This window comes from Haloferax sp. SDI50 (assembly GCF_059802635.1).
In genome coordinates this window covers 817545-843657 of sequence record NZ_JBPULL010000001.1, presented here as the reverse complement: position 1 = coordinate 843657, position 26113 = coordinate 817545, and the positions used below count along the sequence as shown (strand labels likewise).

Genomic DNA, 26113 nt, shown 5'->3' with positions numbered 1-26113 from the left:
GTCTCGCCCGCCCCGCAACCGACTCACTCACGACTTCTCTAACACGGACACGTCGATGCGGGGATACTGCACGCCGCCCGAAATCGAGCCTTCGCCGGCGACGACGCCCCAGAACCGGACGCGCTCGTCGGCGAGCAGTCGAAAGCCGATGTCGTCGTCGAAAAACCGGCCGGTCGGCCAGCGAGCGACCACGTCGCCGCTGAGTCGTCCCCGGTCGTCCTCGACGGCGACGAGCGCCAGCCGGAGCTCGTCGCGTTCCATCGTCTCCTCGACGCGGCCGGCGTAGGTGACGGCCGTCCCCGTGTACGTCCCGGGGCGCTCCCGGAGGTCGGCGTAGGGAATCGTCGTCGCGTTCGCCGGCGTCGAGACCGCAGTCGTTCGGTTCGGCAGGGTCGACTCCTCCGAGAGCGGCTGCGGCGTCGGGACCGACCACTCGACGGTCGGGAGGCGCACGTCCGGGAGGCGGGCGTCGAGCCACGCCACACGGCGGGCGACCGCGGCGCGGAGTTTCGGGGACCGCTGGACGAAATCGGAGACGCGCTCGACGGCGAGGTAGGTGACGAGGCCGCCGGCGACGTAGGTACCGGCCTTCGTGAGTGCCTCGCGGCGGGTGAGTCGGTCGGCCTCGTCGTCCTCCGGGGCTTCCGGGTCTTCGGCGTCGCCGTCGCCTTCGGAGCCGAGACCCCCGCTCTCGCCGTCGCTCTCACCGTCTCCCTCGGCGGCGAGGTTGCGGACGAACGACTCGACGCCCGTCTCGCGGATTTCGACGGCGATGGCCGGTGCGTCGAGGACGACGAGCCCGGGGCGGTGGGCGTCGGGTGCGACGCGGCCGCCGCCGACCGCCGCCACGTAGGGTTCGATACCGGCGCGCTCGCACCGCCGGACGAACGCGCTCGCCTTGTCCGCGGTGACGGTTCCCGTCGACGTAATCCAGATTCGGAGCTCGCGTTTCGCGCCCTCGGGCGTCTTCCCGACAGCGTCCACGTGTACGTCAGGACCGCGGAAGCGGACGCGCGTCTGGTAGCCCCGCGCCCCCCAGACGCGCTCGAAGACGGCGGCGAGTTCGACGTCGGTGCGGTCCGAAACGACCGACGTGAGACGCGGCGCTGTCATTGCGTCCGAGGTGCCGGTCCCGACTGTTAGGTGTTTGCGCCCGGTTCTCGGCGTTGAGAACGTGCGGCCTCGGGAGCGGGCACGGACGCCGCCTCAGCCGAGGAATCGGACGGCGGCGTCGGCGACGATGTCGGCCACGTCGACCACGTCGTCGGTGAAGACGAACTCGCCGGCGGCGTGGATGTTCTCGCCGTCGGGGCCGACGATGACCGTCGGAAGGCCGACGCGGTCACCGAGGTAGTTGAAGTCGCCGACGCTGGAGAAGTAGCCGTAGGCGGGGTCGACGCCGGAGACCGCGCGAGTCGAGTCTGAGAGGGCCGAAACGAGCGGATGGTCCTCGTCGGTCACGTAGGGGCCGTAGCGGATGCCCTCGTCGGGCGCTTCGCGGAAGCCCACGTCGACCTCGCTCTCCAAGCCGAGTTCCTCGACGGCGCGCTCGGCGTCGGCGCGGGCGTCTTCGAGGGTCTCACCGACGACGACGTGGCGGTCGACCATGAGGCGAGCGCGCTCGGGGACAGAAAGCGTCTGACTGCCGCCCTCGATTTTCAGCGGGCAGGTCGACCCCGACCCGAGTTTCGGGTGGTCGCCCACGTCGAGGTCGTCGAGCGCGGCCGCGAGTCTACCGGCCTCGACGACCGCGTTGACGCCGGTGTCCGGCTTCGAGCCGTGTGCGGCCTCCCCGCGCACTTCGATATCGTAGAAGTAGCGGCCGCGCGCGCCGAGGAGGAGCGCCGGGTTTTCGATATCCCCCTGTGCGAGAATCGGGCCGGGTTCGGTGACGATGGCGGCGTCGCAGTCGTCGACGACGCCGTCGCGGATGAGGCGGTCGGTGCCGAGTCCGTAGGGTCCTTCCTCGTCCACGACGGCCGTGAGGAGCACGTCGCCGGCGAGGTCACAGCCGGCGAGCGCGTCGAAGGCGGCCATGACGGCCGCGAGGCCGCCTTTCATGTCGCACGCGCCCTGTCCGTACAGTTTTCCGTCCTCGATGCGGCCGGAACAGGGGTCTTCGTCCCAGTCTTCGACCAGTTTCACGGTATCCATGTGGGAGTTCAACAGGAGCGTCGGCGCGTCCGGGTCAGCGCCCGCCAGTCGGGCGACGACGTTGTCGCCCTCGTACGCCGTGATGTCCGGTTCGCTCACGTGGTGGTAGTCGGGGTCGTGTCCGCGGGCGTCCAACCAGTCGTAGACGAACTCGCTTATCTCGGCCTCCTCGAAGTACGGGCTCGGAATCCGCACGAGCTCCTGCAAGAGGTCGATGGTCTCGTCGGGGTCGACGCAGGAGGCGGAATCGAAGTCGGCGTCGGAGTCAGGGTCGGGGTTGGGGTCGGCGTCGGAGTCGTCCGAGCGGTCCCCCCGCGGCGTCGCGTCGTCAGTCATCGCTCACCCCGCGGACCGAGGGGTTGTACTCGTCGGAGGGGACGCCGGGGAGCGTCCCGAGGATGGCCTCCACGTCGTGGTCCTTCTGTTGGCCGCGATACCAGTAGACGCCGAAGACGACGAGGCCGACGGCGACCCACGGGACGTAAATCGACAGCGAGCCCTTGTACGCCTCGGTCAGGAGTCCGACCGCGCCGAGCGAGCCGACGAGTCCCGTCACCGTGAGCAGCGTCGGGCGCGAAAAACCCGCCTCCGCGCGGAGGTCGGTGCGGCTGTACAGCACGTACAGCACCGTTATCGACACCGCGGCGTAGGCGATGAGGTAGCTGAACGTGGCGATGGCGATGGCCTGACTGAGGCCGGTGCTCCAGAAGGTGAGGCCCGAGGCGACGACGTAGAGCGTCAACAGCGACCAGTGGGGCGTCCCGAAGCGGTCGGAGACCGCCGAGAACTGCTTGGGGAACACCTCGTCCCACGCCCACGAGTAGGGCATCTTGATGCCCGCGGCCATGACCGCGTGGACCGACGACGCGGTGGCGAGCAGGCCGCCGATGCCGACGATGGCGGTACCGATATCGCCGAGGAACACCTCCGCGGCAGTCGACAGCGGTCGCGCCGAGTTCGCGAGGACCGTGTAGTCGCCGACGACGCCGTAGATGACGCCGGCGGTCAGCACGTACAGGAAGATGAGGATGGCCGTCCCGCCGGCCATCGCGAGGGGGAGGTTCCGCGAGGGGTTCTTCACCTCCGCGCCCATCTGCCCGGCGACGGCGATGCCGATGTAGGCGTAGAACAGCGGGACCGCGGCGGCGACGAAGCCGTCGAAGCCGCCGGTGAAAAACGGCTGGTAGTTCGCGGCGTCGATGTTCAGCAACCCGGGGCCGACGAGCACGAGTATCGACAGGATGAGGAAGCCGAAGATGGCGTTCTGCGAGACGCTGTAACTCTTCGCGCCGACGAGGTTGACCAGAAAGAGGGCCGTGAGCAGGCCGAACCCGGCGAGCGTCGGGTCGACCGAGGGATAGAACACCTGCAAGTAGCTCCCGAATCCGATGGCGAGGACGGCGTCGGCGGCCATGTAGCCGAGCCACTTCGACCACGTCACGACGAAGCCGGGGAGTCGGCTGTCGAACGCCCGCGAGACGTAGGCGTACGACCCGGCCGCGCCGGGGAAAATCGTCGCCATCCAGCCGTAGTTGAGCGCGATACTCATCGCGAGCAGCCCCGAGAGGACGACGACGAGGATGACGCTCGGTCCCGTCGTCGAACTCGCCGTGCCGAGGGTGACGAACAGCCCCGCGCCGAGGGTGCCCGCGACCACGGTGCTCACCGCGCCGAACAGCCCGATGTCCCGCGAGAGGCTCCGTCCGTCGTTCACGTCCACCGATGACATGCTATCACATGGGTCAGTTGTCGCGTAAAGTACCCCTCCCTCTCATGAGTGGGGTGAGCGCCGACCCGTCGGCTTTCGACCCGGAGAATCGAAAAGCGGGGTCAGTAGTCCCCGAGCAGTTTCGATTCGGCTTTCCGGAGGTGCTCGAGGAGCGTCGCCTTCGAGATATCCAGCTCGGCCGCCAGCGACGCGGCGCTCACCTCGCGGGGCCAGGAGTAGTAGCCGCGGCGGCGGGCCAGTTCGTACACCTCGCGCTGGCGTTCGGAGAGCGCGTCGGTCCGGAACATGCCGCCGCCGTCTTCGGGGGCGGTGATGAGTTCCACGTCGATGTCGGCGTTTCGCTCCGCTCGAATCTCCTCTAGCCGCTCGTGGACGGTCTGGCGCGTCTCGTGGACGAGCACAGTCCAGCGCTCGCGGCCGCCCTGCATCCGAACCGGCTCGTCGGGGATGAACCCGCGGGAGACGAGGGCGTCGTTGATGGAGTTCCCGAGGTCGTAGCGGACGACGATACCGCGGGCCGCGCTCCCCGGCACCCCGGCGTCGCCGTCGTGCTCGTCGGTCTCCCACACCGACTCGGTCAGTGGGGACTCGCGGACGGCCCCGACCAGTTCGTCGACTTCCTCGGCCGTATCGGCGTAGGCGGTGAAACGCCCGTTGGCGAGGCCGTCTATCTCGTGGACGCCGTGACCGAGCAGGCCGCCGCTCGTCTCCGCGGTCACTTGGAGCGTCCAGCAGTCGGGGTGCCAGATGTCGAGACAGACGCGAACGCCCTGCGCACCCTCTCGTGCCATTCGTTGGCATGGAAGGGTGCTCGCCGGGCAAAAAGGTATCCCACCTGACGCGACGGGCCGCGACGGCCGAGAGGGCGGAGCGCCGCGGCAGTCGCGCCCGTCTGCAGCCGGTCGTGGCTCCTCGCGGCGTTACTCGATGCGCTCGCGCGCCGCGGCGACGAGCAGCGGGAGCATGATGGTCGCGTCGCCGAGGATCGTCGTGTTGCGGGCGTCCTTCTCCAGTTTGCCCCACGAGCGCGCCTCGTCGAGCGTCGCGCCCGAGAGCCCGCCGGTCGCGGCGGGGTCCATCGTAATCTGGACGCCGTAGTCGTACGCGCCGGGCGTGACGAGCATCGTCTGGAGCGTGAAGTTCTTCGGGACGCCACCGCCGACGAGGAGACAGCCGGCCGTGTCGGCGTCGTACGCGAGGTCGGTCAGCGGCGTCATGTCGGCCAGCGCGTCCAGCGAGAACGACGAGGTCTGCGAGTACATCCACGCCTGCAAGCCGAGGACGGAGTCCTGCACCGCCGGACAGTAGATGGGCACGTCGGCCTCGTAGGCCGCGGCGGCGACGCCGGCGTCCTCCTCGACTCCCTCGCGGTCGTTGACCTCGCTGTTGGCGCGACCGAGTTCGCGGCAGAGGGCGGCGATGCTGACGGTCCCTTCCTCTTCCAGCGCCGGGAACACCTCGTCGCGCAGGTGGGACTCGAACAGCGCGAAATGCTCCTGCGGGAGGTAGACGTTGTAGATGCGGTCGACCTCCTCGTCGCGGAGCGTCTCGTCGTGCTCGCGTTCGGTCTTCTCGCCGTGGTTCTGAGACCCATGATGATGTTTGCCGCCGATGGCCTCGATGGCGTCGTGGGTGAGGTTCGCGCCCGTCGTCACGAGGGCGTCCACGTGGCCGTCGCGGATGAGGTCGGAGACGACCTTGCGCATCCCGGTCGGAACCATCGCACCGGCCAGCGACATGAACACCGTGCAGTCGTCGTCGGCCAGCATCTCGGCGTAGATGTCGGCGGCCTCGTGTACGTCGGCCGCGCCGATGCCCGCGTGGCCGTACTGCTCGACCAACTCGCCGACGGTCATGCCGCCGCGGACCTCGGCGTGGCCCAGCGGGTCGTGTTGAAACTCCTCGCGGTCCGGCATCTCGTAGCCGTCATCGTCGTGGTCGCTCATGCGAGGGAGTGCGTCGGCCGAGCGTTTGAACGCCCCGGTCCGGCGAGGCCGTGCCGCGGGTTGTCAGACGTTCGGTCGTCCCTACAACCCGGTCGGATGGCTGACGTACTCGGTTTCGAGCCCCCACTCGTCTGCGAGGTCGCGCAGGCTCCGCACCCCGAACGTCTCGGTCGCGTAGTGGCCCGCGAGGAACACCGAGATGCCGGCTTCGCGCGCCTCGTGGTACACCTTCTGTTTGCCCTCGCCGGTGACGAGCGCGTCGACGCCGCGGTCGATGGCCTCGTCCAGCCAATCGACGCCGGAGCCGGTGACGACCCCGACCGACGAAATCTCGTCGGGGCCGAAGTCGAGGACGGTCGTGCCCGCGCTCCCGTCGAGTTCGTCGAGCGCCGCCCGAATCTCGTCGGCCGTCTGCGGCGACTCGAAGGTCCCCGCCTGCCCGATGTGAATCGGGCCGAGCGAGCCGAACGGCTCGGTGTCCCCGAGGCCGAGGTGGTCCGCGACGCCGGCGGCGTTGCCGAGTTCCTGATGGCCGTCAAGCGGGAGGTGCGAGACGTAGAGCGCGAGGTCGCCGCGAACCAGCGGCTCGATGCGGTCGAAGTCGCGGCCGGTCAGTCGGTCGAGGCCGCCCCAGACGAGGCCGTGGTGGACGACGAGCAGGTCGGCGTCGGCGTCGAGCGCGGCGTCGATGGTCGCTTCCGCGGCGTCGACCGCGAAGGCGACGTTCTCGACCGATTTCTCGTCGGGACCGACCTGCAAGCCGTTGGCGCTGGCGTCCACGTCGGCGAAGTCGTCGGTCGCGAGCGTCTCGTCGAGTCGGGCGACGATGTCGGAGAGCTGCATACCGGGGAGTGGTGACTCGGGGACTTGTAAGGAGCGGGACGGTGCGCGGTTCGGTGGTTCGCGATGTCGGCGGCGGCGCGCGTGACCGGCGGTTCGTGGCGACCGTCCAGCGGTCGGCGCTCCGCCCGACCGTCAGTCGCTTACGACCGCCCGCCGGCGTGCGAGAAGACGAACTCCCGGAGGAGCTTCGCCGCCAGCGACGCGGCCTGTCCGTCGTCGCGGTCGTTGACCTCCACCACGTCGAAGCCGTCGGCGTGAGGTGCGACCGCTCGGACTACGTCTCGCATCTCCCGGGAGGTGAGGCCGAACGGCTCTTTGGTGCCCGTGCCGGGCGCGAACGCCGGGTCCGCGGCGTCGATATCGACGCTCAGATAGACGGACTGGTCGCCGTCGAACTCCGGCTCCCAGTCGGGGACGGCCTCGGGTTCGACCACGGTCACGTCGTCGGCCGCGGCGCGCTCCCACTCGTCTGGCGAGCCGGTTCGCGCGCCGAGAATCACGGCCTCGTCGACGCCGAGTTCGTCGAGGACGCGGCGGGTGACGGTGGCGTGGCTCCACTCGTTGCCGTCGTACGCGCGGCGGAGGTCGAGGTGGGCGTCGAGGCAGACGAACACGTCGGGTTCGACGCCGGTGATGCCCGCAGCGGTGACGGTGTGTTCGCCGCCGAGGACGACGGGGACGGCGTCGTCCCAGACGGCGTCGCGGACGCTCCCGGCGAGCCAGTCGACGTACTCAGGTGCGTCGTCCCACGCGCGGATGTCGCCCGCGTCGTGGACGCGCAAGTCGGTGAAAAACTGGTCGGTACGCCGGTCGTAGTCGTCGAACGACTCGGCGAACCGACGGATTCGATTCGGTCCGAAACGGGTTCCGGGTTCGAAGGACGTCGAGATGTCGAGCGGAGCGCCGAGAAGGACGTAGTCAGCGACCTCGCGGTCTGCGGTTGCTCCGGGGAACATCTCTGTGGCCCCCCGTTTAGACGATCTTTCGCTGGCCTTCGTACTCGAGGTACTCGATCTCGTCTTCGGGGTTGAGGTCTTCTTCCTCGGGGATGCGCATCGTGAACGTCTGGTACGTTTCGAGGTCCATGATCTGGGCGTCCTCACCGGTGACGGAGACGACCTGGCCCTGCTTCCGCTCGATGATGGGCACCCACACCTTCGCGTCGACAGGCTGGGAGAGCGAGCGCTTCTTGCTGTCGAAGACGCCGCGGGCTTCGACGCGCGCCTTCGCGCTGCCGTGCTTGCCCGGCTTGGCGGTACTGTAAGCGTTGATTTTGCACGGCTTTTCTTCCATCATGACGTAGCTTCCTTCTTGGAGCTCGCGCACCTGCTTCTGCTCTTTCGCCATGTCTCTCCGTTATCGGATGGAGGGTATAAACGGTTTGGAACCGTCTTCGCACGCGAATCTCTGCCGTGGAATGCGCGGCCGTCGGCCGGTTCGGTCAGGCGTCTTCGACCGCGTCGACCTCGGCCATCTCCGGGTCGAACCACGTCCCCGTCGCGTCGCGTCTGGCGCGGCTCCCGAGCGCCCCGGACGCGACGTTCGGCAGCGCGAGCGCGAGCATGATGGCGGTCGTCAGCTCGCCGGGCGTCTCGACCAGCGGGATGACGTACTGGAACGGAAAGAGAATCGGCGTCCGCTCGAGAAACGTCAAAAGCACCGACAGCGGCATGAGCAGACAGCCCCAGACGACGCCGGCCATGAGGCCGTGCCAGCCGCCGTCGGCGGGGTCGGTGCCGACGACGTAGCCGGCGAGCGCGCTCCCCGTGACCCCGCCGACGAGCGTGAACTGCCCCGTCATCGCGTAGACGAGCGACTCAGTGCACGCGGCGAGACACACCCCCACGGACACCGCTCGCCACTCCGTCATGACCGAGAGTGTGTCCGCGAGAGCCGATAAACTTACGCGCCCGATTCTCAGCTTTGATTACTCTCTGCGGCGCTCTTTGAGGTTCTGCCGGGTGAACTGCGGCGTCGTCCGGATGCCCTTCCGCGAGCGGAACGACCGCCACAGGAGCAGGGCGACGACGCCCGTCGGTACGCCCGCCGCGCCGACCGCGACGAGGTTCTCCGGGTTCAGCGCGTAGATGATGACCGTCGAGACGAAGCCGAACGACAGGAAGATGCCGTAGATGAGTCGCTTCGCCAGCTTGTCGAGGACGCCCCGGTTGTCCTCCAGCCGGACGTTGAGCGTCAGGTTGTCGCGGTCCGCCCGGTCGAGGACGCGTTCGAGTTTGGGCGGCACGCGGAACAGCGACTGGGCGGTCTTTTGGCCCTGCTGGCCGACGCCCTCGATGATTTTCTGGACGCTCTCCTCGCGGTAGCCCTCCTCGGTCAGGTAGTCGGTCGCCACCGAGATGAAGTCGAACTCGGGGTCGAGCGTGACGCAGACGCCCTCGACGACGCCGGCGACCCGGAGCACGAGCGCGAGGTTCCGCGGGAGTCGCAGCGGGAACTCGTAGATGGTCGATTCGACCTGTTCGAGGATTTGGTTGACGCGGTACTGCTCGATGTCGTCGCCGCGGGCGTCGGCGATGGCGAGTTCCATCACGTCGCCCATCACCTGCCGGTCGACGTTCGGGCTGAGCGTCCCCATCTCGATGAGCGTGTCGAGGATGCCGTCGACGTCTTGGTTGGCGACGGCGATGTAGAATTCCACGATTTTGTCCTGGATGAACGGGTCGACCTCGCCGTGCATCCCGAAGTCGTAGAAGATGATGCGCCCGTCGTCGGTCACGGAGAGGTTCCCCGGGTGGGGGTCGGCGTGGAAGACGCCGTCGTCGACGATCATCTGGAGGTAGATTCGCTGGAGGTTCGTCGCCAACTCCGTGCGGTCGATGCCGAGGTCGTCCAGCGCGTCGATATTGTTTATCTTGGTTCCGGGGAGGTACTCCATCGTGAGCACCCGGTCGTCGGAGCGCTCGGGAATCGGCTCGGGGATGACGAGCGTGTCGTCGTCCGCGAAGTTCTCCTGAATCTCGACGAGCGTCTCGGCCTCCTCGGCGTAGTCCATCTCCTCGCGGATGGTCTTGGCGAACTCGTCGGCGAGGTTCTCAAGCGAGAACGCCCGCCCCTCACCAATAAAGCGCATGAGAAGCGGCATCGACCACCGAATCACTCGGAGGTCGGCTTCGACGAGGTCTTCGATGCCGGGGCGGCGGACCTTGACGGCGACCTTCTCGCCTTCGTACTCCGCGACGTACACCTGACCGAGGCTCGCGCCGCTTATCGGGTCGCTGTCGAACGCGTCGAACGCTTCTTCGACGGGGCCGAGTTCGGCTTCGAGGACGGCCTTCGACTCGTCCCACGGCGCGGCCGGCACGTCGTCTTGGAGGCTGCCGAGCACCTCGATGTACTCCGGCGGGAGGATGTCGGGGCGCGTCGACAGGAGCTGTCCGAGCTTGATGAACGTCGGCCCGAGCGTCAGTAGCGACTCCAGGAGGACGTCGGCGCGCTCGACGCGCATCTCGGTCGTGACGCGTCGGCCGCCGCCGAACAGGAGGTACTTCCGCTTGTCACGGGTGTACGCGACGATGAGCGGAAAGAACTGATACAGGACGACGAGGAACCGCCAGTAGGCGCGGAGGTTGACCAGCGTGACCACCCGCCTCGTCAGGCGTCTTCGTCGCCGGTGGTAATGGGGATGGTCCGCTCGGAGGCGGCCTCGCGCTTGGGGAGCCGGATTTCCAGCGTCCCGCGTTCCATCGACGCCTCGGCCTCGTCGGCCACGGCGTCAGGCGGGAGTGGAACTTCGGCGTCGAGGAACAGCGGTCGTTCCTCGCGGACGTAGTCGAACTCGGCGGGAAGCTGTTTGTCGCGTCGCGCTTCGACGACCAATCGGCCTTTCTCGACCCGAAGCTCCGCCGTCTCGGCGGTCACGCCCGGGAGGTCGAGGACCAAGAGGTAGGACGTCTCGGACTCCAACAGGTCGGCGAACACCGCGTCCGGGAGGTCGGACAGCGCGTCGCGCAGTGCTGACATGAACGCTCATAGGGAGCCGGGGTCGAAAAACCCGGCGGTCTCGCGCGCCCGCGCGAGCGCGAGACGCCACCGTCCGGTTCTGGAATCGCCAGCCGCCGCGCCCGAGGCCGACGCTTTTTGCCCCCCGAACCGAAGGGTCGGTATGAACCACGACGACCGACGCACGGCCGGGTTCAAGCAACGAACGCGGCTGTCGGACGCCCGCGAGGAACTTCTCGCGGCGGCGACGCCGCACGACCGAACCGTGCGCCGACCGCTCGCCGAGGCCGACGGCCGGGCGCTGGCCGAGGACGCGGTCGCGCCCGCCGACGTGCCCGGCTACGACCGCGCCGCCATGGACGGCTACGCCGTTCGCGCGTCGGACACTTTCGGCGCGAGCGGCCGGTCGCCGAACGTCCTCCGCATCGTCGACGGCCCGGTCGAACCGGGGACCGCCGCCCGCGTCCACACCGGCAGCGACGTGCCCGACGGGGCCGACGCCGTCGTGATGGTCGAACACACCGAGCGCCTCGGCGACGAACTCGAAGTGTTCGACGCGCTCGCGGAGGGCGAGAACGTCGGGGAGCGCGGCGAAGACGTTCGCGAGGGAACCCCGCTGTTCGAGGCCGGTCACGAGCTTCGCCCGTCGGATATCGGCCTGCTTCGCTCCGTCGGCGTCGAGGAGGTGACGGTGTTCGAGCGCCCCCGCGTCTCCGTCATCCCGACCGGCGAGGAACTCGTCGAGTCCGACCCCGGCCCCGGCGAGGTCATCGAGACCAACGGCCTGACCGTCTCCCGGCTGGTCGAACGCTGGGGCGGCGAAGCGAGCTACCGCGACATCGTCGTCGACGACGCCGACCTGCTCCGCGAGGCCGTCGAGTCCGACCTCGACCACGACGTTGTCGTCACCACCGGCGGGTCGTCGGTCGGTGAACGCGACCTCATCCCCGAGGTCATCGACGATATCGGTGAGGTACTCGTTCACGGCGTCGCCCTCAAACCCGGCCACCCCGTCGCGGTCGGCGTGGTCGAGGGCACGCCCGTCGTCATGCTTCCCGGCTACCCGGTCGCCTGCGTCGTCAACGCCTTCCAGTTCCTGCGGCCGGTGCTGAAGCACGTCGGCTCGCTCCCCGAGCGCCCCCTGCCGACGCAGGAGGCGACGCTCACCAGGAAACTCCCGAGTTCGCCCGGTACGCGGACGTTCGCCCGCGTCAAACTCGACGCGTCGGGCGACGAGGCGACCGCCGAGCCGACCCGGACGAGCGGGTCGGGCATCCTCTCCAGCGTCGCGCTCGCGGACGGCTGGGTCGTCGTCCCCGAGGAGATAGAGGGCTACGACGAGGGCGACACGGTCGCCGTCGAGGGCTGGGAGTGGTCCGCATGAGAAAGCAGTTCCGCGACCTCGCCTCACCCGAGGACGCCCGCGAGGCCATCGCGTCGCTCGACCTGACGCCCGACGCCGAGACCGTGGCGCTCGACGACGCCCGCGGCCGCGTCCTCGCCGAGCGCATCGACGCCGAACTCGACGTGCCCGGCTTCGACCGCGCGAGCATGGACGGCTACGCGGTCCGCGCCCGCGACACCTTCGGCGCGGACGAGGCCGACCCGGTCGAACTCGACCTCGCCGGAGCGGTCCACGCCGGGAACGAACCGGACGTGGCGGTCGACTCCGGAACCGCCGTCGAAATCTCCACCGGTGCGGTGATGCCGCCGGGCGCGGACGCCGTCGTCATCGTGGAACGAACCGAGGAGCGAGACGGCTCGCTCGTCGTCTACTCGTCGGTCGCCCCCGGCGACAGCGTGATGCCCGCCGGGACCGACATCGCCGCCGGCGCGCGCGCCCTCGGCCCCGGGACGCGCCTGACGCCCCGCGAAATCGGCCTGCTGTCGGCGCTCGGCGCCGACGAGGTTCCGGTCCGCGGGAAGCCGACCGTGGGTATCGTCTCGACCGGCGACGAACTCGTCCGGCCGGGCGAGGACCTCCGCCCCGAGGCGGGCGAAATCTACGACGTGAACTCCTATACCATCGCCGCGGGGGTCGAGGAGGCCGGCGGCGTCCCGAAGCTCTACCCCCACGCGGGCGACGACTACGAGGAGCTAGAGCGCCTGCTCCGCCGGGCGGCTGACGAGTGCGACCTCGTACTCTCGTCCGGTTCCACGTCCGCGAGCGCGGTCGACGTCATCTACCGCGTCGTCGACGAGCGCGGCGAACTCCTGCTTCACGGCGTCTCCGTCAAGCCCGGCAAACCCATGCTCGTCGGCACGCTCGGGGAGGGGAGCGCCTACATCGGCCTGCCGGGCTATCCGGTGTCGGCGCTCACCATCTTCCGGACGTTCGTCGCGCCGGCGGTCCGCGACGCCGCGGGCCTCCCGGAGCCCCGGACCGCGACGGTCGAGGGGACGATGGCCGCCCGCGAGCGGTACGCCGAGGGCCGGACGCGGCTCATGCCCGTCGGACTCGTCGCTGACGGCGACGGAGAGACGCTCGTCTACCCCGTCGACAAGGGGTCCGGCGCGACGACGAGCCTCGTCGAGGCCGACGGCGTCGTCGAGGTTTCGGCCGACGTGGAGTACCTCGCGGAAGGCGAGTCGGTAACGGTTCACCTGTTCTCGCCCGACGTTCGCGCGCCGGCACTGCTCGGCGTCGGCGAGGACGACCCCGCGCTCTCGCGCATCCTCGACCGCGTGTCGTCGCCGCGGTATCTCCCGTTCGGCTCCCGCGAGGGCCTGCGGCGGCTCCGAGACGGCATCTCTGACGTGGCCGTCGTCGCGGGCGACCGGGGCGACGCCATCGACGACATCGACGCGGTCGAACTCGGCTCGTGGACCCGCGAGTGGGGACTCGTCGTCCCCGCCGGCAACCCCGACGGCGTGTCCGGCCTCGCGGACCTCGTGGACGACGACCTCCGCTTTATCAACCGGGATTCGAACTCCGGCCTGCGGACCGACCTCGGACACGCGGTCGCCGCCCTCGCCGACGAGCGCGGGACGACCCGCCACGAACTCGAGGAGTCAATCGAAGGGTTCGACCGCGGGACGAAGGCGTTCGAGAGCCCGGCGCGGGCGGTCGCCGCCGGCCGCGCCGACGCGGGACTCGGCCTCCGCGCGACCGCCGACTCGCTCGGACTCGACTTCGTCTCGCTCGGGACACAGCCGGTCGCCGTCCTCGCGAACCCGGCCCGAATCGAGAAACCCGGCGTCGACTCGCTCCGCGACGCGCTCGCGGCGAGCGACGATGTCTTTGCCGACCTCGTAGGGTTCGAGAGGGGCCAAACACCCCGGTAACCCTTTAGAAAGTCGCCGCGGGCGGTTCAGATATTCGCGTTCCGCTGAAGTATAAACTAAGTGGAACGTTTTTATCCACGTAGTGTGTATAACTGGTATATGAACCGCCCGCTGAAGGTCCTACACGTCGACGACGACCCCGAGATGCTCGCCCTCTCGGCCGCCGCGTTCCGCCAACTCGACGCCGTCTCCTTTCTCACCGCCGAGACGGCGACGGAGGCGCTCGACGTCATCGCCGCCGAGTCGGTCGACTGCGTCGTGAGCGACTCGCTCGTCCTCCCAAACGGGGTACCGCTCGTCAAGGCCGTCCGACAGGAGCACGCGGACATCCCCATCCTCCTGTTCACGGCGAAAGAGTGGTCCGAGGTCGCCGACGTCGCCTCGACCGCCGGCGTCACCGAGTACGTCCAGAAGGCCGGCCCGAGTGACCTCGCCACGGTCCTCCAGCGAGTCCGGAGCCTCGTCGATGACGACAGCGTCGACTCCGCGCTCGCCGTCGGCGCCTCCGCAGTCACGCAGGCCCTCGAAGACCACGCCGACGCGGCCGCCGAGGCCACGTTCGGCCTCGACGATAACTGGGAACTCGTCGGGCAATGGATTGGCGACGAAGAACTCGGCATCGTCATCGTGGAGGCCGTCGAGTCTTACAGCGGACTCTCGGCCATCGAGACGCCGCTGTACGAGTACATCGACACCGACGCGCTCGAAGAACTGCTCCGACCCGTCGTCGAGGACGAAGAGCGCCCCGGCATCGAGGTCCGGTTCCCGTACGAAGACGTTCAGGTCGCCGTCACGAGCACCGGCGACATCTTCGCCCGCCCGACGCCCGAACACACGCTGTCCTGAGCGGCGACTTTTCTCGGCCGCTGCCCCCGCGATTCCCGAGGAATCTGTCTCTGTGAGCGGAATCGGCCGACCTATCCGGAGCGAACGAGGTCGTCGAAACTCTCGACGCGGTACTCCCCGAGCACGCAGCGCCCGCGGTGTTCCGGACCGTGGCGCTCGACGTGGATGCCGTCCAAACCGGCGTTCCACGCGGCCCCGATGTCGCTTTCGCCGTCGCCGGCGAGCACGCCCGCGGTGCCGCCGTCGGTCAGGAGTCGGTCGTCCAACCCCAGCCCGCCGATAGCCCGCCGCACCGGCGCGGCGTCGGGTTTCCACCCCGTCTCCTCGGTGCAACAGACGACGGTGTCGAACCAGTCGCGCACGTCGAGATGGTCCAACACGGGGTCGGTCAGGAACTGCTGGCAGTGCGTGACGATGCCGACCGGCCGGCCGGCGGCGTGAATCTCCTCGATGAGGCGCTCGGCGTCGTCGTGGAGGTACGTCACTTCGGCTCGCTTTACGGGGTCTTCCTCGCGGTGGAACGCGGGCCAGAACTCGGCGGGGTCGATGCCCCACTCGCGGAGCATCGGGTCGCGCGCGCCGCCGAGTCCGTGCCAGATGGTCTCGGCTTCGCGGTCCGTGAACTGACGACCCAGTCGGTCACCGACGCGGTCGAACACGTCGCGCGTGTACGACCACTCGGCGTCGACGAGGGTCCCATCGAGGTCGAACAGCCAGAAATCGTAGTCATCGGCGACCATTCGGACAATACAGTACGTCAGGCGTGGATAAATGTCTTGCCCTGCGTCACGAATCGCTCGATTCGACGCGAATCGCGCTCCCGAAGTACTTGTGGAGCACCTCGCGGACCGAGTCGGCGTTGAACGCGTCGAGGTCCGCGGCGACGGCCTCGCGGAAGGCGGCCAGCGACGCCTCGTCGGTCCGGAGTTCGGAGAACGAACACGAGACGACGGGCGCGTCGAGCCACGACGACGCGAGGTCGCGGGCGTGGCGCTCGTCGTTCACCTCGCCCCGCCACAGCGCGTCGCGGAACAGCAGCCAGCCCTCCTCGCCGGGCGGCGGCGGCGTGACGCGGACCGTCGTCTCGAACTCCCGCGGGTCGGTCTCGACGCCCGACGCCGCATCGAGGCGGAAACGAACCCGGAAGACGTAGGTGAGTTCCGCGGTCCCGTCGTCTGTCACAGCTCGTCGTCGAACAGGTCAGCGAGTCGGAGGTCCTTATCCGTGATGCCACCTTCCTCGTGGCTCGTGAGGCGGACTTCGACCTCCTGGTACCGAATCGTTATCTCGGGGTGGTGGAACTCCTCTTCGGCCACCTCGCCCACGCTGGCGGCGAACGCCACGCCGTCGAGGTAGTCGTCGAACTCGTAGACGCGGACGATTTCGTCGCCGTCGCGTTCCCAATCCGACCCGAGCTGTGCGTCGATTTCGTCGTCCGAGAGCAGTTCTGCCATGCCGAATCCGTCGGGTGGCACCCCGATAAGGATTCTGCCGGATTGTCAGGTGTTGCCCGCGCGGACGACGAACCGCGGCCCCGTCAGGAGCCGTCGTCCCCCGCGGTCGCGGCCGCGGACGACGCGTCCCGTCACCGAGACCTCGTCGCCGCGGGCGATGGTTCCCGTCGCCCCGCCGCCGCCGAACGCGACGTGCCCGCCCGGCGGGACGCGGACCCGGACCTCCCCGGTGCGGTCGCGGAGGACGAACGGGCGCGTCGCACGGCCGACGACTGGCCGATCACTCTCCCCTCGTCGGTCGTCGCCGGCGCTCGCCTCGCCCCGCCAGACCTCGACCGCCGGCCCGTCGCCCGCGACGCCCGCGACCGTGCCGACGACGGTCGCCCGAGCGACGCCGTCGAGGTCGTGAACTCGTCGTTCCGGAGTCGCCCCGACGAGGCGGCGACGCGCTCGCGCCCGGAGGCGGTTCACGAGACGCCGGCCGACGGCCGGGAACGCGCGGGCACGGGCACAGCCACGGCTGGCGGTTCCTCGGTGGTCGGCGTCGAAACGGGAGCCACACACGAGGCTCGTCGCTTTCGGTCGGCGTGGTAACATCGTCGCGGAGTGGTCCCGCGTTCGGATAAGAAGGTTCGGTCGTCGTCCGCTTCGGCCGCCGTCAGTCGTCGGAGAGCTGTTCGAGAACGCGCCGCGGGACCTCGCCTTCGAGCGCTTCGCGGTCGAGGTCCTCCGGCGGCTCACCCGAAAACTCGATCGACGGTCCGGACGGCTCGGACGGCCCGGCCGACTCCGACGCCCCGAGGTCGCCGAAGTCGGGGTTGAACAGTTGCATGGCGGTCTGGATGGTCGTCCAGTCGTCGTCGCCGGCGGCGTCGCGGAGGCTCTTGGTCGGCGCGGCGAGGATTTGGCCGACGAGCGCGTCCGCGAGCGACTCGACCGTCTCGCGTTGCTCGTCGGTGAGGTCGCCCTGTGATTCGAGCTTCGACAGCGCCGTCGACACCTCGCGGCGCTTGACGTGCTCTGCGGCCTCGTACATCGAACTGATGGCCTCGTCGGCGCGCTTGCGCTTGTAGGCGGCGAGCAGGCGGTCGAACTCCTCGTCTATCATCGCCTCGACCTCGCTGGCGGCGCGCTCGCGGCGCTCCGCGGTCCGGTCGGTCACCGTCTCCAAATCGTCGATGTCGCGGACGCGGACGCCGCCGAGGTCGTCTGCGGCGGGGTCCACGTCACGCGGTTGGGCGATGTCGATGAGCATCGTCTCGCCGGCGTCGCCCAACTGCTCCGGTGTGACGACGTAGTCGGGACTGCTCGTGGCTGTGATGACGAGGTCGGCGTCGCGGAGGCGACCGCGGAGGTTGCCCAGTCCGGCGGCGGTCGAGACGCCCGGAACCTCCCGGGCGAGGTGGCGGGCGTTGGCGACCGTCCGGTTCGCGACGACGAGGTCGCCCACGTCGACCGACGCGAGCGCCTTCGTCGCGAGCGTCCCCATCTCGCCGGCCCCGACGACGAGGGCGTCCACCTCGCCGATGGGGGCGTCGAGTTCGGCCCGCGCGAGCCGGACGGCGGCGCTCCCGAGGGAGACGGCCCCGTCGTTGATTGCCGTTTCGTTGCGGGCGCGCTCGCCGACGTGAACGGCCTTCATGAGCGCGTCTTCGAGCATCGGGCCGATGGCGTCCTGTTCGCGGGCGGCCTCGATGCCGGCTTTGACCTGTCCGAGAATCTGGTCCTCGCCGAGGACGAGCGATTCGAGCCCCGACGCCACGCGCATGAGGTGGCGCAGGGTCTCTTCGTGGTCCATGTGGCGGACGCTCCCGTCTCGAACGTCGGGAGCGAAATCGTCGAGCGCGCGACGGCCGTCGGCCGCGTCGTCGGTGACGACGTACGCCTCGGCGCGGTTACACGTCTGGAGCGAAAACGCCTCGGAGACGCCGTCGCGGGCGAGGAGTCGCTCGACGACGGTCTGAACGTCGTCGCTCGACGCGGCTTCTATCTCGCGAACGCTGGCCCGGTCGTGGGCGACGCTCACACCGGAGATGACGCCCGAATCTCTCATGAATCACCTCGCTGTGTGTCTCGTATCACGCGCGCTGCCTCTTGGCGGGGATTTGCATCGCCGGTACGTAAAGCCTTCCAAACTGACGGGTCTCGCACGACCGCGCGAATCGCATCACGGCGCTCGGCCGGCGACCGGTCGGACGCCTTGAGCTCCGCCCGAAGCTCCGCGGTCAACGCGGCCATCTCGCCGGCACCCGCCAACTCGGCTTCGACGCGCTCTCGGAGGTGCTTCGAGAGCGCCGGACTCGCCCCGCCGGTCGTAATCGCGACCGACACGTCGCCGTCCTCGACGGTGGCCGGGACGACCACGCTCCCCGCGTCGCGCTCGCCGCTCCGGTCGGCCCGGTTGACGAGTGCGCCGGCGTCTCGGGCGGCTGCGACGACCGCGTCGTTCACGTCGTCGTCGTCGGTCGCCGCGACGACGAGCGCCGGGGCGAACCGTTCGACCCAGTCGGCAACCTCGTCGGGCGCGGGGGCCGCCCGAACGAGTTCTGCGTCGCCGAAGTCGCGGTCAGCGAACGCGGGACTGACGACGACGGTCCGCGCCTCGCGGGCGAACCGGCGGGCCTTCCGCGCGCCGACGGGCCCCCCGCCGAAGACGACGACCGTCTCGTCGGAGAGGTCGTGGACGAGTGGAATCATCTCACTCCGTGTTCGCCTCGGCTCGTTCGTCCAGTCTGATTCCCGTCTTCTTCAGGATGCGCGTCGAAAACAGGGTGTCCCAGTCGTCGTCGCCCACGTCCCAGTAGTCGCTCATGACCTCGCGCACCTGCTCGATGCGGGCCTCGCTTTCCTCCTCGGAGCGGCCGTGGGTCATGGCGAAGAAGTTGTACGGCCAGACGCCCTCGTGTCGCGGCCGGCGGTAGCAGTGTGTGACGAAGTCCAGCGCGGCGATTTCGGGGCCGACCTCCATCACGAGGTCGTCGGGGACGTTCCAGACGGTCATCCCGTTTTCCGAGTAGCCGAGCGCGTAGTGGTTCGGGATGACGCCGACGCGGCGGACCTTCCCCTCCAGATTGAACCGCTTGATGGTCTCGACCACCCACGACGGCTCCTGTCCGATGGCCGCCGCCACGTCGGCGTAGGGCGTCTCCGTAATCGGTAGGCCGCCCTGAATCTCCATGACGAGGTCGCGCTCGTCGGGCGTCAGCGTTCGGGCGTCCGTCGGCTCCACGTCGGGGCCGAGGTTCGAGAGGTCGAGGTCGCCGTCCGAGATGGGACCGTCGAGCAGGAACTTCGCGCCGACGTGGAACTCGTGGCGCTTGGGCATGTTGTACGTCGTTTGGCCCGTCTCGTCTTCGATGTCACCGAGCACCTCCGCGACCCGCGACTCGTCGGCGACCGAGACGACGAACCACATGTTCAGGTGGGGATGCTCGCGCTCGTAGTTGTGCGCGACCTCGCGGTGGGCGTTCACCTGCTCGGCCACCTCGTCGAATCGCTCGGGCGGCGCGTGCATGGCGACGAGCGTCGCCGTGCCGCCGATTTCCTCGGCGTTGACGAGCGCGCCGAACCGCGAGAGAACGCCCTCCTCGTCGAGCGTCCGCACCCGCTCGCAGAGGTCGGTCGCCGCCACGTCCACCCCGCGCTCGCGGAGCGCGGCCGCCGCTGGCTCGAAGGGACGTTCGACGACGGGGAAGCCGCCCTGGAAGGCGTTGACGATGGCGCGGTCGAGACGAGAGAGGTCCGCGTCCGCCTGTATCATGGGCGTCACTCGGGATGCGAGGCGGATAAACACCTCGCTTGTTCTCACCGCGGCGAACAGACCCGAACGCCCGGCGAGCCGTCCGTGAACGCTCGACGCGGGCGGCGCGAGCGCCCGGCCCGTGGGGTAAAAAAGGACGTTCGAGCGTCGACGGGCCGCGGCCCGCCTCAGGGGGCCGACTTAGGGAACCGGCGTGACGCGGTTGACGTCGTCGAGCGCTTCGAGGCCCTCGACGATGGCGTCCTGGTCGGCGATGGCCTCGTAGTAGAACACGAGGTCGAACGTGCCGTCGCGGACGAGCTGTTGGCACTCCCAGACGAACTCGTCGTCCTCGACGGAGAGGCCCTGGAACTGGTTCGACGAGAAGTCGGTGTCGTCGTTGCCGGCGTAAATCCACGCGTCGCCCTTCCCCGCGTGCTCCGCGATGACATCGTTGATTTCGACGGTCAGCTCCTGCATCTCCAGGTCCTCGCGACTGGTGAGGTCGGTGTGGACGATGGCCCCGACGAGTTCGATATCGCCGGGTTCGAGCAGCGCGAGGGTCCGCTGGTAGAGGTCCTCGTCGATGGTCTCGCTCATGTCCGAGTCTTCTCGGGGAGATACAAACGGGTGGCGATTCGTCGCCCGCCGCACCGTGCGACGGTGTAACCCACAAGACACATTGCCCCGGGAGACGACCGGCGGTATATGTTCGGGTGGGTCCGACGCGGCTTTCGACGCGCCTACGAGCGGGTGCTCGACCGGGAGATAGACGACGGACCGACCCACGTCGCCATCATTCAGGACGGCAACCGCCGGTACGCTCGGAAGAACGGCGACGACGCCCCCGACGGCCACAAGGCCGGCGCGCAGACGACCGAGGACGTGTTGACGTGGTGCGAGGAACTCGGCATCGAGGAGCTGACGCTGTACACCTTCTCGACCGAGAACTTCGACCGCCCGGACCACGAGCGCGAACCCCTCTTCGACCTCATCGAGGACAAGCTCTACGAGTTCGCCGACGCCGACCGCGTCCACGAAAGTGAGGTCGCCGTCCGCGCCATCGGTGAGGTCCACCTGCTCCCCGACCGCGTCCGCGACGCCGTCGAGTACGCGGAGTCCCGGACCGCCGACTACGACGGCTTCACCCTCAACATCGCCCTCGCGTACGGCGGGCGGGCGGAACTCCTCGGGGCCGCCCGCGACGTCTGCCGGGCGGTCGAGCGCGGCGACCTCTCGCCCGACGAGGTGGACGTGTCGGCGGTCGACCGCCGCCTGTCCAGAAAGCCCGTCCGCGACGTGGACCTCATCATCCGCCCCGGCGGCGACGAGCGCACCTCGAACTTCCTGCCGTGGCACGCCAACGGCAACGAGGCCGCCGTCTACTTCTGTGCGCCCTACTGGCCGGAGTTCTCGAAGGTCGACTTCCTGCGCGGCATCCGCACCTACGAGTCCAGAGAGCAGTCGTGGCAGCGCACCCGGACCGAGCGCGCCGTCACGCTCGTTCGGGCCGTCGCGGAAGTCGAGTTGGAGGACGCCCGCACCGTCGCCGGTCGCCTCCGCGAGCAACTCCCCTCGTCGGGGGCCGACGAGGTGTCCGCCGAGTTGGCGAAGCGGACCGACGAGACGGCCGACTGAGTCGGTCGGCTCGGGCTGTTTTCACCGTTATTCGTCGCCCTGCGCAGCCCCGGCGTCGACGACGCGACCGTAGAACAGTATCGCGTCCGTCGGTCTGTCGCGGATGCAAAACAGGAACGGCCGGTCGAACCGGAGTTCGCCCCAACTCGGCGGGAGCGACGACTCGACGACGACGCCCGTCGCCGCCGCGGCCTCAGTCCCCTCCTCGTCCACGGAGACGAACGATTTGTGGAACACCTCGTCGATTTCGAGGCCCGAGCCGTCGCCCTCAGTCATTCCGCCGAAGTCGGCGTCCGAACCGAACGCGGCGGACATCCCGAGGTTCGACAGCGCCTCGGAGAGTCGGACCTCGGTCTCGAACTCGAACCGCGGAAGTACGATGTCCCCGATTCGCTCTCGCATCGCCTCGAAGACGCCGAACAGCCGGCTCGCGGTCAGACTTTGCTCGAACGACTCGAACTCGCCTTCGTCCGGGAGCAGCAACACCATCGACACGTCTCGCCCGACGTACGGCAGTTCGACGGCCTGCGCGTTCGGGAGGTCGACGTAGTTCGCCTTGAGTTCCTGCCGCATGAGCGGCACCGTCGACTCGGAGCCGTCCAGCGCGGTGAACGTCCCGTCTTCGGTGTCCTCGGGGTCGAACGTGTGGGCCCACTGCGCCATGAAATAGATGGCGTTGGTGAGCACGAGCGCCGTGTCGGGCGTGACGGAGCCCGCCGGAAGCAGGTCCTCGATTCGGCCCTCCGTCCGGTCGGCCACCCACCCGTTGATTCGCGCTCGCTCGCCGTCCGGGTCGCCGCCGAAGTCGGCCCGCCGGACCCCGGCCCCGTAGTTCGAGTCGAGGCGGTCGAGGAATGCTTCCGAGAACGCGAACCCTTCGCGCCCCCACAGGGCGTTCGCCACGGCCAATCGGAAGGCGTCGGCTTCGTCGCCGTCGACCGGGTCCTGAGCGGTCTCCCGCGCTTCGAGCGCCGCCCGTAGGTCCGCGAACGCCGGGTGAACGTCCTCCCCGAGCGTGTAGTGGAGCGTCGCTTCCATCTGTTCGCGGGTCGTTCCGCGAGCGCCCGCGTAGGTCATCGCCAGCGCGACGGAGATGCTGTACGGCGAGAGGAACTGGTTGCCGCCCTGTTCGGACGCGACCTGTCTGTGCAGGTCGAGGGCGAACTCGGCGTTGCCGGCCGCGAGCGCGGCGAGTCGCTCGTCGTCCACGCTCGGTTCGCCGGTCGGCGGTTCGTCGTTCGGGGTCTCTGTCGGCGTGTCCGTGGTCGCGGTTGCGGTGGCCGTCGTCCCGGTCTCGGTCTCCGCGGACGACTGCCCATCGCCCGTACAGCCGGCTATCGTCGCGGCGGCGAGCGCGCCCGACAGCGCCAGCATCTCGCGGCGGTTCATGCCGGAATGTTCAGCGGTCTAACAATATGTCTTCTGTAAGCACAAACGGCGGTTTGAGAGACCGCAGGGGTCACGCCGGCGGTCGAACCCGCCGTCGGAACGTCCGCCAGCAGAACCACGCCAGTAGCGTGGCGCTCTGCCCGAGCACGACGGCGACGAACTCGGCTTCCTGCCGGGGCCACAACACCAGCATCATCCCGATGTAGGCGACGGCCGGAACCCACGAGCGCCAGTCGTCGTAGTGCGATTCGAGGAACAGCCACGGCGGGACGATAGCGACGCCGACGAGCGCCCACGCCCAGTCCGGCGGGGCGGGCCGATTAAGCCAGAGAATGAGCAACAGCGAGAGCGCGAAGAGGACGTGCCCGTCTTCGAGCCACTCACTGGGCGGCGGTGGCGGCGGGAGGAGGTCGGTTCGCTCAGATGAGGTGGAGGGCATTGGGTTCGTGTTGATATTCAGTCACTATATCTGTGCGGGTGAGGAGGGTGTGTCGGCGATGTGGCCGCGTGCCAGAGCGGTCGGCAACGCCGCCACGCGATTCGCCCTACCGGCCGAATCTCCGCTGACGGTCCTGATAGTCCCGCAACGCCCGCAGGTAGTCCCGCTTCCTGAAGTCCCGCCAGTTCACGTCGGTGAAGTAGAGTTCGGCGTAGACGGACTGCCAAATCATGAAGTCCGACAGGCGCTCCGCGCCCGTCTTGACCACGAAGTCGGGTTCGTCGGGGAACACGAGTCGCCGTTCGATGTCCGCGGCGTCGATGTCGTCGGGGTCGAGCGCGCCCTCGTCGACCTCCCCGGCCAGCGACCGGACGACCGACGCGAACTCGCGTTTCCCGCCGAGGCCGATACTGACCTGTACGGGGGCGTCGGCGCGCTCGGTGTCGCCCGGTTCGCGGAGCTCGACCCGGTGCGGAACGTCGAGGTCGCGGAGTTCGCGGGCGAGCGTCGGGACGACCGCCTCGTCGAGGACGCTCACGGAGATGGTGACGCGGTCGCTTCCGAACTCGAACGCCCAGCCGACGAACGCTTCGAGCGTGTCGTACGCGCCCTGTTCCAGCAGGTCGCGCTCGGTGATGACGAGCGCGACGTGCTCGGGGGCGTCGGCGTCGTCGAGGCGGAACCGGAGGGCGAGATAGGAGTCGTACAGTCCCACGGGAGTCGTTCTCGCGGCGATTCTCCTAACGCTTCGGGTTCGGTGTCGACCCGAGATTCCGCTCCTCGGCACCGGCCCGCAGACCCGCGGTTGTGCGGTCGTCGGTGATGTCGGGAGGGTTAAGTGCGCGTCGGGGATACCGAATGGTGTGACTTCCACGGTACGGCGAGCGGGCGGGTTCGCGGTCGTCGGGACGTTGGCCCTCGCGGCCCCCGGTCTCGGCGCGGCCGCGTTCGCGCCCTTCGCCGCAGTCGCGCTCTTGGCGGCGTTCGTCGTCGACGACGGCCCGCTGTTCGAGCTGTTCGCGCGCCCCGGCGACCGGCAGGACGGCCGGCTCAACGGGCTCGCCGGGTTCGCGCTGGCCGCGACCGGCCTCGCCCTCTTGGCGACGGTCCCGCGCGTCACGATGCCGCTTTCGGTGTTCGCCGCCGCGGTGTTGATACTCGCCTACGGCAACCTCGGCGCGCGACTGGTGGATTCGAGAACGTCCGACGAGTCGCTTCGCGCGGCGGGCTTCGTCGCGGCCGCGGTCCTCGCCGGCACGGCGGGACAGGCGGCCATCGCGTCGCTGACGGGGGACGCGATGCTCTTCGCCCGATTCATCCTGCTCGCGGCCGTCGGCGGCCTCGTCGGCGCGGTGCTCCGGACGGTCCTCTACGAGCGCGACGACCCGCTCGTCATGCTCTCTATCGGGCTCGTCCTCTGGGGCGTCGAGGTGCTCGCGGGGCCGGTGTCACCGACGCAAACCGGCGTCGCGCTCGCTCTCACGGTCGCGCTCGGCTACGCGGCCTACGCCCTCGGGACGGCCTCCGTCGCCGGCATGATAACCGGCGTGCTCCTCCTCCTCTTCGCGGTCGTCTTCGGCGGCTTCGGCTGGGCGCTCGTGCTCGTCTCCTTCTTCGGCGTCGGCGCGCTCGCCACTAAGTTCCGGTACGACAGCAAGGCCGAACGCGGCGTCGCCGAGGACAACGACGGCGCTCGCGGCACCGGCAACGTCCTCGGCAACTCGGGCGTCTCGCTCGTCTCCGTCGTCGGTTACGCCGCGGCGCAAACCCTCGGCTACCCCTTCGTCAGCGACCTGCTCGTCCTCGCGTTCGCCGGGTCGGCCGCCGCCGCGATGAGCGACACCCTCTCCAGCGAAATCGGCGGGCTGTTCGACCAGCCGCGGCTCATCACCTCGCTCAAGCCCGTCCCGGCGGGGACCGACGGCGCGGTGACGTGGCAGGGCGAGGTCGCCGGCGCGGTGGGCGCTGCCTTCGTGGCCGGCGTGAGTGTGCTGGTGCTCCCCATTCCGGCTCAGACGGCCGCTATCGCGATTCTCGCCGGCGGCCTCGTCGGCATGACCGTCGATAGCCTCCTCGGCGCGACGGTCGAAGGGGCCGGCCTCGGCAATCAGGCGGTCAACTTCCTCGCCACGTTCGCCGGCGCGCTGGGCGCGGTCATCGTCTGGATTCCGCTGTGACGGGGGGACTCGGCCGTGACGGGGGCGGCGCCGACGTGACGGGCGTTCGACCCGCCCGCGACACCGACCTGCCGGCCGTCGAGTCGCTCCAGCGACTCGTCTCCCATCCGTCGCCCGACCTCTTGGACGCATGGCCCGCCGTCGGCACGCTGCTCGTCGCCGTCGACGCCGACGACCGGCCGGTCGGCTACTTGCTCGGCGTCGGCGCGCATCTGACCGAACTCGCCGTCTCGCCGGACCACCGGCGCGAAGGCCGCGCCACCGCGCTCGTGGAAGCCTTCCGCGATGCGCACCGCTCGGGCGCTGACGCGGCTGACGCGCCGCTCACGTTGCTGGTCCATCCGGAGAACGACGGCGCGCGCGCCTGCTACGAAGCACTCGGGTTCCGGCGGGACGCCCGAATTCCCGACGCGTTCGACGGCGACGACGGGCTTCGGCTCGTCCTCGACTGATTGCGGCCGGTCGCCTCGGTCGATGTCGCGGTGTGGCTTGTCCCGTCGGGTCTTCAGTCGCT

General features: G+C 69.3%; 28 protein-coding genes. 6 read left to right on the top strand and 22 right to left on the bottom strand.

Annotation, left to right across the window (positions count from 1 at the left end; genetic code table 11):
* Nucleotides 1-27 precede the first annotated feature (27 nt).
* The 11 genes from ACSR87_RS04440 to ACSR87_RS04390 all read right to left on the bottom strand — a co-directional run bounded on the left by ACSR87_RS04440 (nt 28) and on the right by ACSR87_RS04390 (nt 10653).
* Entirely contained in the window at nt 28-1113 is a 1086-nt protein-coding gene (locus ACSR87_RS04440) for a hypothetical protein (protein ID WP_498529654.1), read from the bottom strand.
* 93 nt (nt 1114-1206) lie between these two features.
* Nucleotides 1207-2490, bottom strand: a complete 1284-nt coding sequence (locus ACSR87_RS04435) for a M20 family metallopeptidase (protein ID WP_498529653.1) — start codon at nt 2488-2490, stop codon at nt 1207-1209.
* Complete coding sequence (locus tag ACSR87_RS04430; RefSeq protein ID WP_498529652.1) at nt 2483-3883, bottom strand: APC family permease; 1401 nt, start codon at nt 3881-3883, stop codon at nt 2483-2485. The genes ACSR87_RS04435 and ACSR87_RS04430 overlap by 8 nt, the downstream gene beginning before the upstream one ends.
* Nucleotides 3884-3984: 101 nt before the next feature.
* On the bottom strand, nt 3985-4674 hold the full coding sequence (locus tag ACSR87_RS04425) for a helix-turn-helix domain-containing protein (protein WP_498529651.1): 690 nt from the start codon (nt 4672-4674) through the stop codon (nt 3985-3987).
* A gap of 129 nt (nt 4675-4803) precedes the next feature.
* On the bottom strand, nt 4804-5829 hold the full coding sequence (locus ACSR87_RS04420; protein ID WP_498529650.1) for a deoxyhypusine synthase: 1026 nt from the start codon (nt 5827-5829) through the stop codon (nt 4804-4806).
* Between the two features lie 81 nt (nt 5830-5910).
* Entirely contained in the window at nt 5911-6672 is a 762-nt protein-coding gene (locus ACSR87_RS04415) for a Nif3-like dinuclear metal center hexameric protein (protein ID WP_498529649.1), read from the bottom strand.
* A 140-nt stretch (nt 6673-6812) separates the two neighbouring features.
* A complete protein-coding gene (speB, locus tag ACSR87_RS04410) occupies nt 6813-7628 on the bottom strand; it encodes an agmatinase (RefSeq protein WP_498529648.1) in 816 nt (271 codons plus the stop codon).
* Nucleotides 7629-7644: 16 nt separating this feature from the next.
* Complete coding sequence (locus ACSR87_RS04405; protein ID WP_004062652.1) at nt 7645-8019, bottom strand: translation initiation factor IF-5A; 375 nt, start codon at nt 8017-8019, stop codon at nt 7645-7647.
* 94 nt (nt 8020-8113) lie between these two features.
* Nucleotides 8114-8542, bottom strand: coding sequence for a DUF5518 domain-containing protein (locus ACSR87_RS04400; RefSeq protein WP_004042194.1), 429 nt, complete (start codon nt 8540-8542; stop codon nt 8114-8116).
* A gap of 57 nt (nt 8543-8599) precedes the next feature.
* Nucleotides 8600-10276, bottom strand: coding sequence for an ABC1 kinase family protein (locus tag ACSR87_RS04395; RefSeq protein WP_498529647.1), 1677 nt, complete (start codon nt 10274-10276; stop codon nt 8600-8602).
* An 8-nt stretch (nt 10277-10284) separates the two neighbouring features.
* Entirely contained in the window at nt 10285-10653 is a 369-nt protein-coding gene (locus ACSR87_RS04390; RefSeq protein ID WP_004062650.1) for an Hsp20/alpha crystallin family protein, read from the bottom strand.
* Nucleotides 10654-10795: 142 nt separating this feature from the next.
* Here ACSR87_RS04390 and ACSR87_RS04385 point away from each other — a divergent pair, with 142 nt between their 5' ends.
* The 3 genes from ACSR87_RS04385 (at nt 10796) to ACSR87_RS04375 (ending at nt 14763) form a co-directional block, all read left to right on the top strand.
* A complete protein-coding gene (locus ACSR87_RS04385) occupies nt 10796-12016 on the top strand; it encodes a molybdopterin molybdotransferase MoeA (RefSeq protein WP_498529646.1) in 1221 nt (406 codons plus the stop codon).
* Nucleotides 12013-13917: a molybdopterin biosynthesis protein gene (locus ACSR87_RS04380; RefSeq protein ID WP_498529645.1), complete on the top strand. Its 1905-nt coding sequence runs from the start codon at nt 12013-12015 to the stop codon at nt 13915-13917. Before ACSR87_RS04385 ends, ACSR87_RS04380 begins: the two co-directional genes overlap by 4 nt.
* 99 nt (nt 13918-14016) lie before the next feature.
* The gene (locus tag ACSR87_RS04375; RefSeq protein ID WP_498529644.1) at nt 14017-14763 is read left to right on the top strand and encodes a response regulator; all 747 of its coding nucleotides are present in this window, start codon (nt 14017-14019) and stop codon (nt 14761-14763) included.
* Between the two features lie 71 nt (nt 14764-14834).
* On the opposite strand, the gene ACSR87_RS04370 is transcribed toward ACSR87_RS04375, so the two are convergent.
* From ACSR87_RS04370 to ACSR87_RS04335, 8 genes are all read right to left on the bottom strand, one after another.
* The gene (locus ACSR87_RS04370; RefSeq protein WP_004062646.1) at nt 14835-15503 is read right to left on the bottom strand and encodes an HAD family hydrolase; all 669 of its coding nucleotides are present in this window, start codon (nt 15501-15503) and stop codon (nt 14835-14837) included.
* 46 nt (nt 15504-15549) lie between these two features.
* A complete protein-coding gene (gene lwrS / locus ACSR87_RS04365; RefSeq protein WP_498529643.1) occupies nt 15550-15945 on the bottom strand; it encodes an LWR-salt protein in 396 nt (131 codons plus the stop codon).
* Nucleotides 15942-16217: a 4a-hydroxytetrahydrobiopterin dehydratase gene (locus ACSR87_RS04360; protein ID WP_004042202.1), complete on the bottom strand. Its 276-nt coding sequence runs from the start codon at nt 16215-16217 to the stop codon at nt 15942-15944. The genes lwrS and ACSR87_RS04360 overlap by 4 nt, the downstream gene beginning before the upstream one ends.
* Before the next feature lie 45 nt (nt 16218-16262).
* Nucleotides 16263-16814 (bottom strand): hypothetical protein, encoded by a 552-nt coding sequence (locus tag ACSR87_RS04355; protein ID WP_498529642.1) that lies wholly within the window; start codon nt 16812-16814, stop codon nt 16263-16265.
* Nucleotides 16815-16875: 61 nt separating this feature from the next.
* Nucleotides 16876-18270: a glutamyl-tRNA reductase gene (gene hemA / locus ACSR87_RS04350; protein ID WP_498529641.1), complete on the bottom strand. Its 1395-nt coding sequence runs from the start codon at nt 18268-18270 to the stop codon at nt 16876-16878.
* The gene (locus tag ACSR87_RS04345) at nt 18267-18914 is read right to left on the bottom strand and encodes a precorrin-2 dehydrogenase/sirohydrochlorin ferrochelatase family protein (RefSeq protein WP_405311158.1); all 648 of its coding nucleotides are present in this window, start codon (nt 18912-18914) and stop codon (nt 18267-18269) included. The genes hemA and ACSR87_RS04345 overlap by 4 nt, the downstream gene beginning before the upstream one ends.
* Before the next feature lies 1 nt (nt 18915).
* The gene (ahbB, locus tag ACSR87_RS04340; protein ID WP_498529640.1) at nt 18916-19977 is read right to left on the bottom strand and encodes a siroheme decarboxylase subunit beta; all 1062 of its coding nucleotides are present in this window, start codon (nt 19975-19977) and stop codon (nt 18916-18918) included.
* Nucleotides 19978-20157: 180 nt separating this feature from the next.
* A complete protein-coding gene (locus ACSR87_RS04335; protein WP_498529639.1) occupies nt 20158-20556 on the bottom strand; it encodes a DUF5778 family protein in 399 nt (132 codons plus the stop codon).
* 108 nt (nt 20557-20664) lie between these two features.
* Here ACSR87_RS04335 and uppS point away from each other — a divergent pair, with 108 nt between their 5' ends.
* The gene (gene uppS, locus ACSR87_RS04330; protein WP_498529638.1) at nt 20665-21594 is read left to right on the top strand and encodes a polyprenyl diphosphate synthase; all 930 of its coding nucleotides are present in this window, start codon (nt 20665-20667) and stop codon (nt 21592-21594) included.
* 27 nt (nt 21595-21621) lie between these two features.
* Here the strand turns inward: uppS and ACSR87_RS04325 are convergent, their stop codons facing one another.
* From ACSR87_RS04325 to ACSR87_RS04315, 3 genes are all read right to left on the bottom strand, one after another.
* Complete coding sequence (locus ACSR87_RS04325; protein WP_498529637.1) at nt 21622-22983, bottom strand: serpin family protein; 1362 nt, start codon at nt 22981-22983, stop codon at nt 21622-21624.
* A 70-nt stretch (nt 22984-23053) separates the two neighbouring features.
* The gene (locus ACSR87_RS04320; RefSeq protein ID WP_498529636.1) at nt 23054-23422 is read right to left on the bottom strand and encodes an Rz1 protein precursor-related protein; all 369 of its coding nucleotides are present in this window, start codon (nt 23420-23422) and stop codon (nt 23054-23056) included.
* Between the two features lie 106 nt (nt 23423-23528).
* Nucleotides 23529-24137: an undecaprenyl diphosphate synthase family protein gene (locus ACSR87_RS04315; RefSeq protein ID WP_498529635.1), complete on the bottom strand. Its 609-nt coding sequence runs from the start codon at nt 24135-24137 to the stop codon at nt 23529-23531.
* 148 nt (nt 24138-24285) lie between these two features.
* Here ACSR87_RS04315 and ACSR87_RS04310 point away from each other — a divergent pair, with 148 nt between their 5' ends.
* The gene (locus ACSR87_RS04310; RefSeq protein WP_498529634.1) at nt 24286-25599 is read left to right on the top strand and encodes a DUF92 domain-containing protein; all 1314 of its coding nucleotides are present in this window, start codon (nt 24286-24288) and stop codon (nt 25597-25599) included.
* Between the two features lie 35 nt (nt 25600-25634).
* Nucleotides 25635-26051, top strand: a complete 417-nt coding sequence (locus tag ACSR87_RS04305; protein ID WP_008575440.1) for a GNAT family N-acetyltransferase — start codon at nt 25635-25637, stop codon at nt 26049-26051.
* Nucleotides 26052-26113 lie beyond the last annotated feature (62 nt).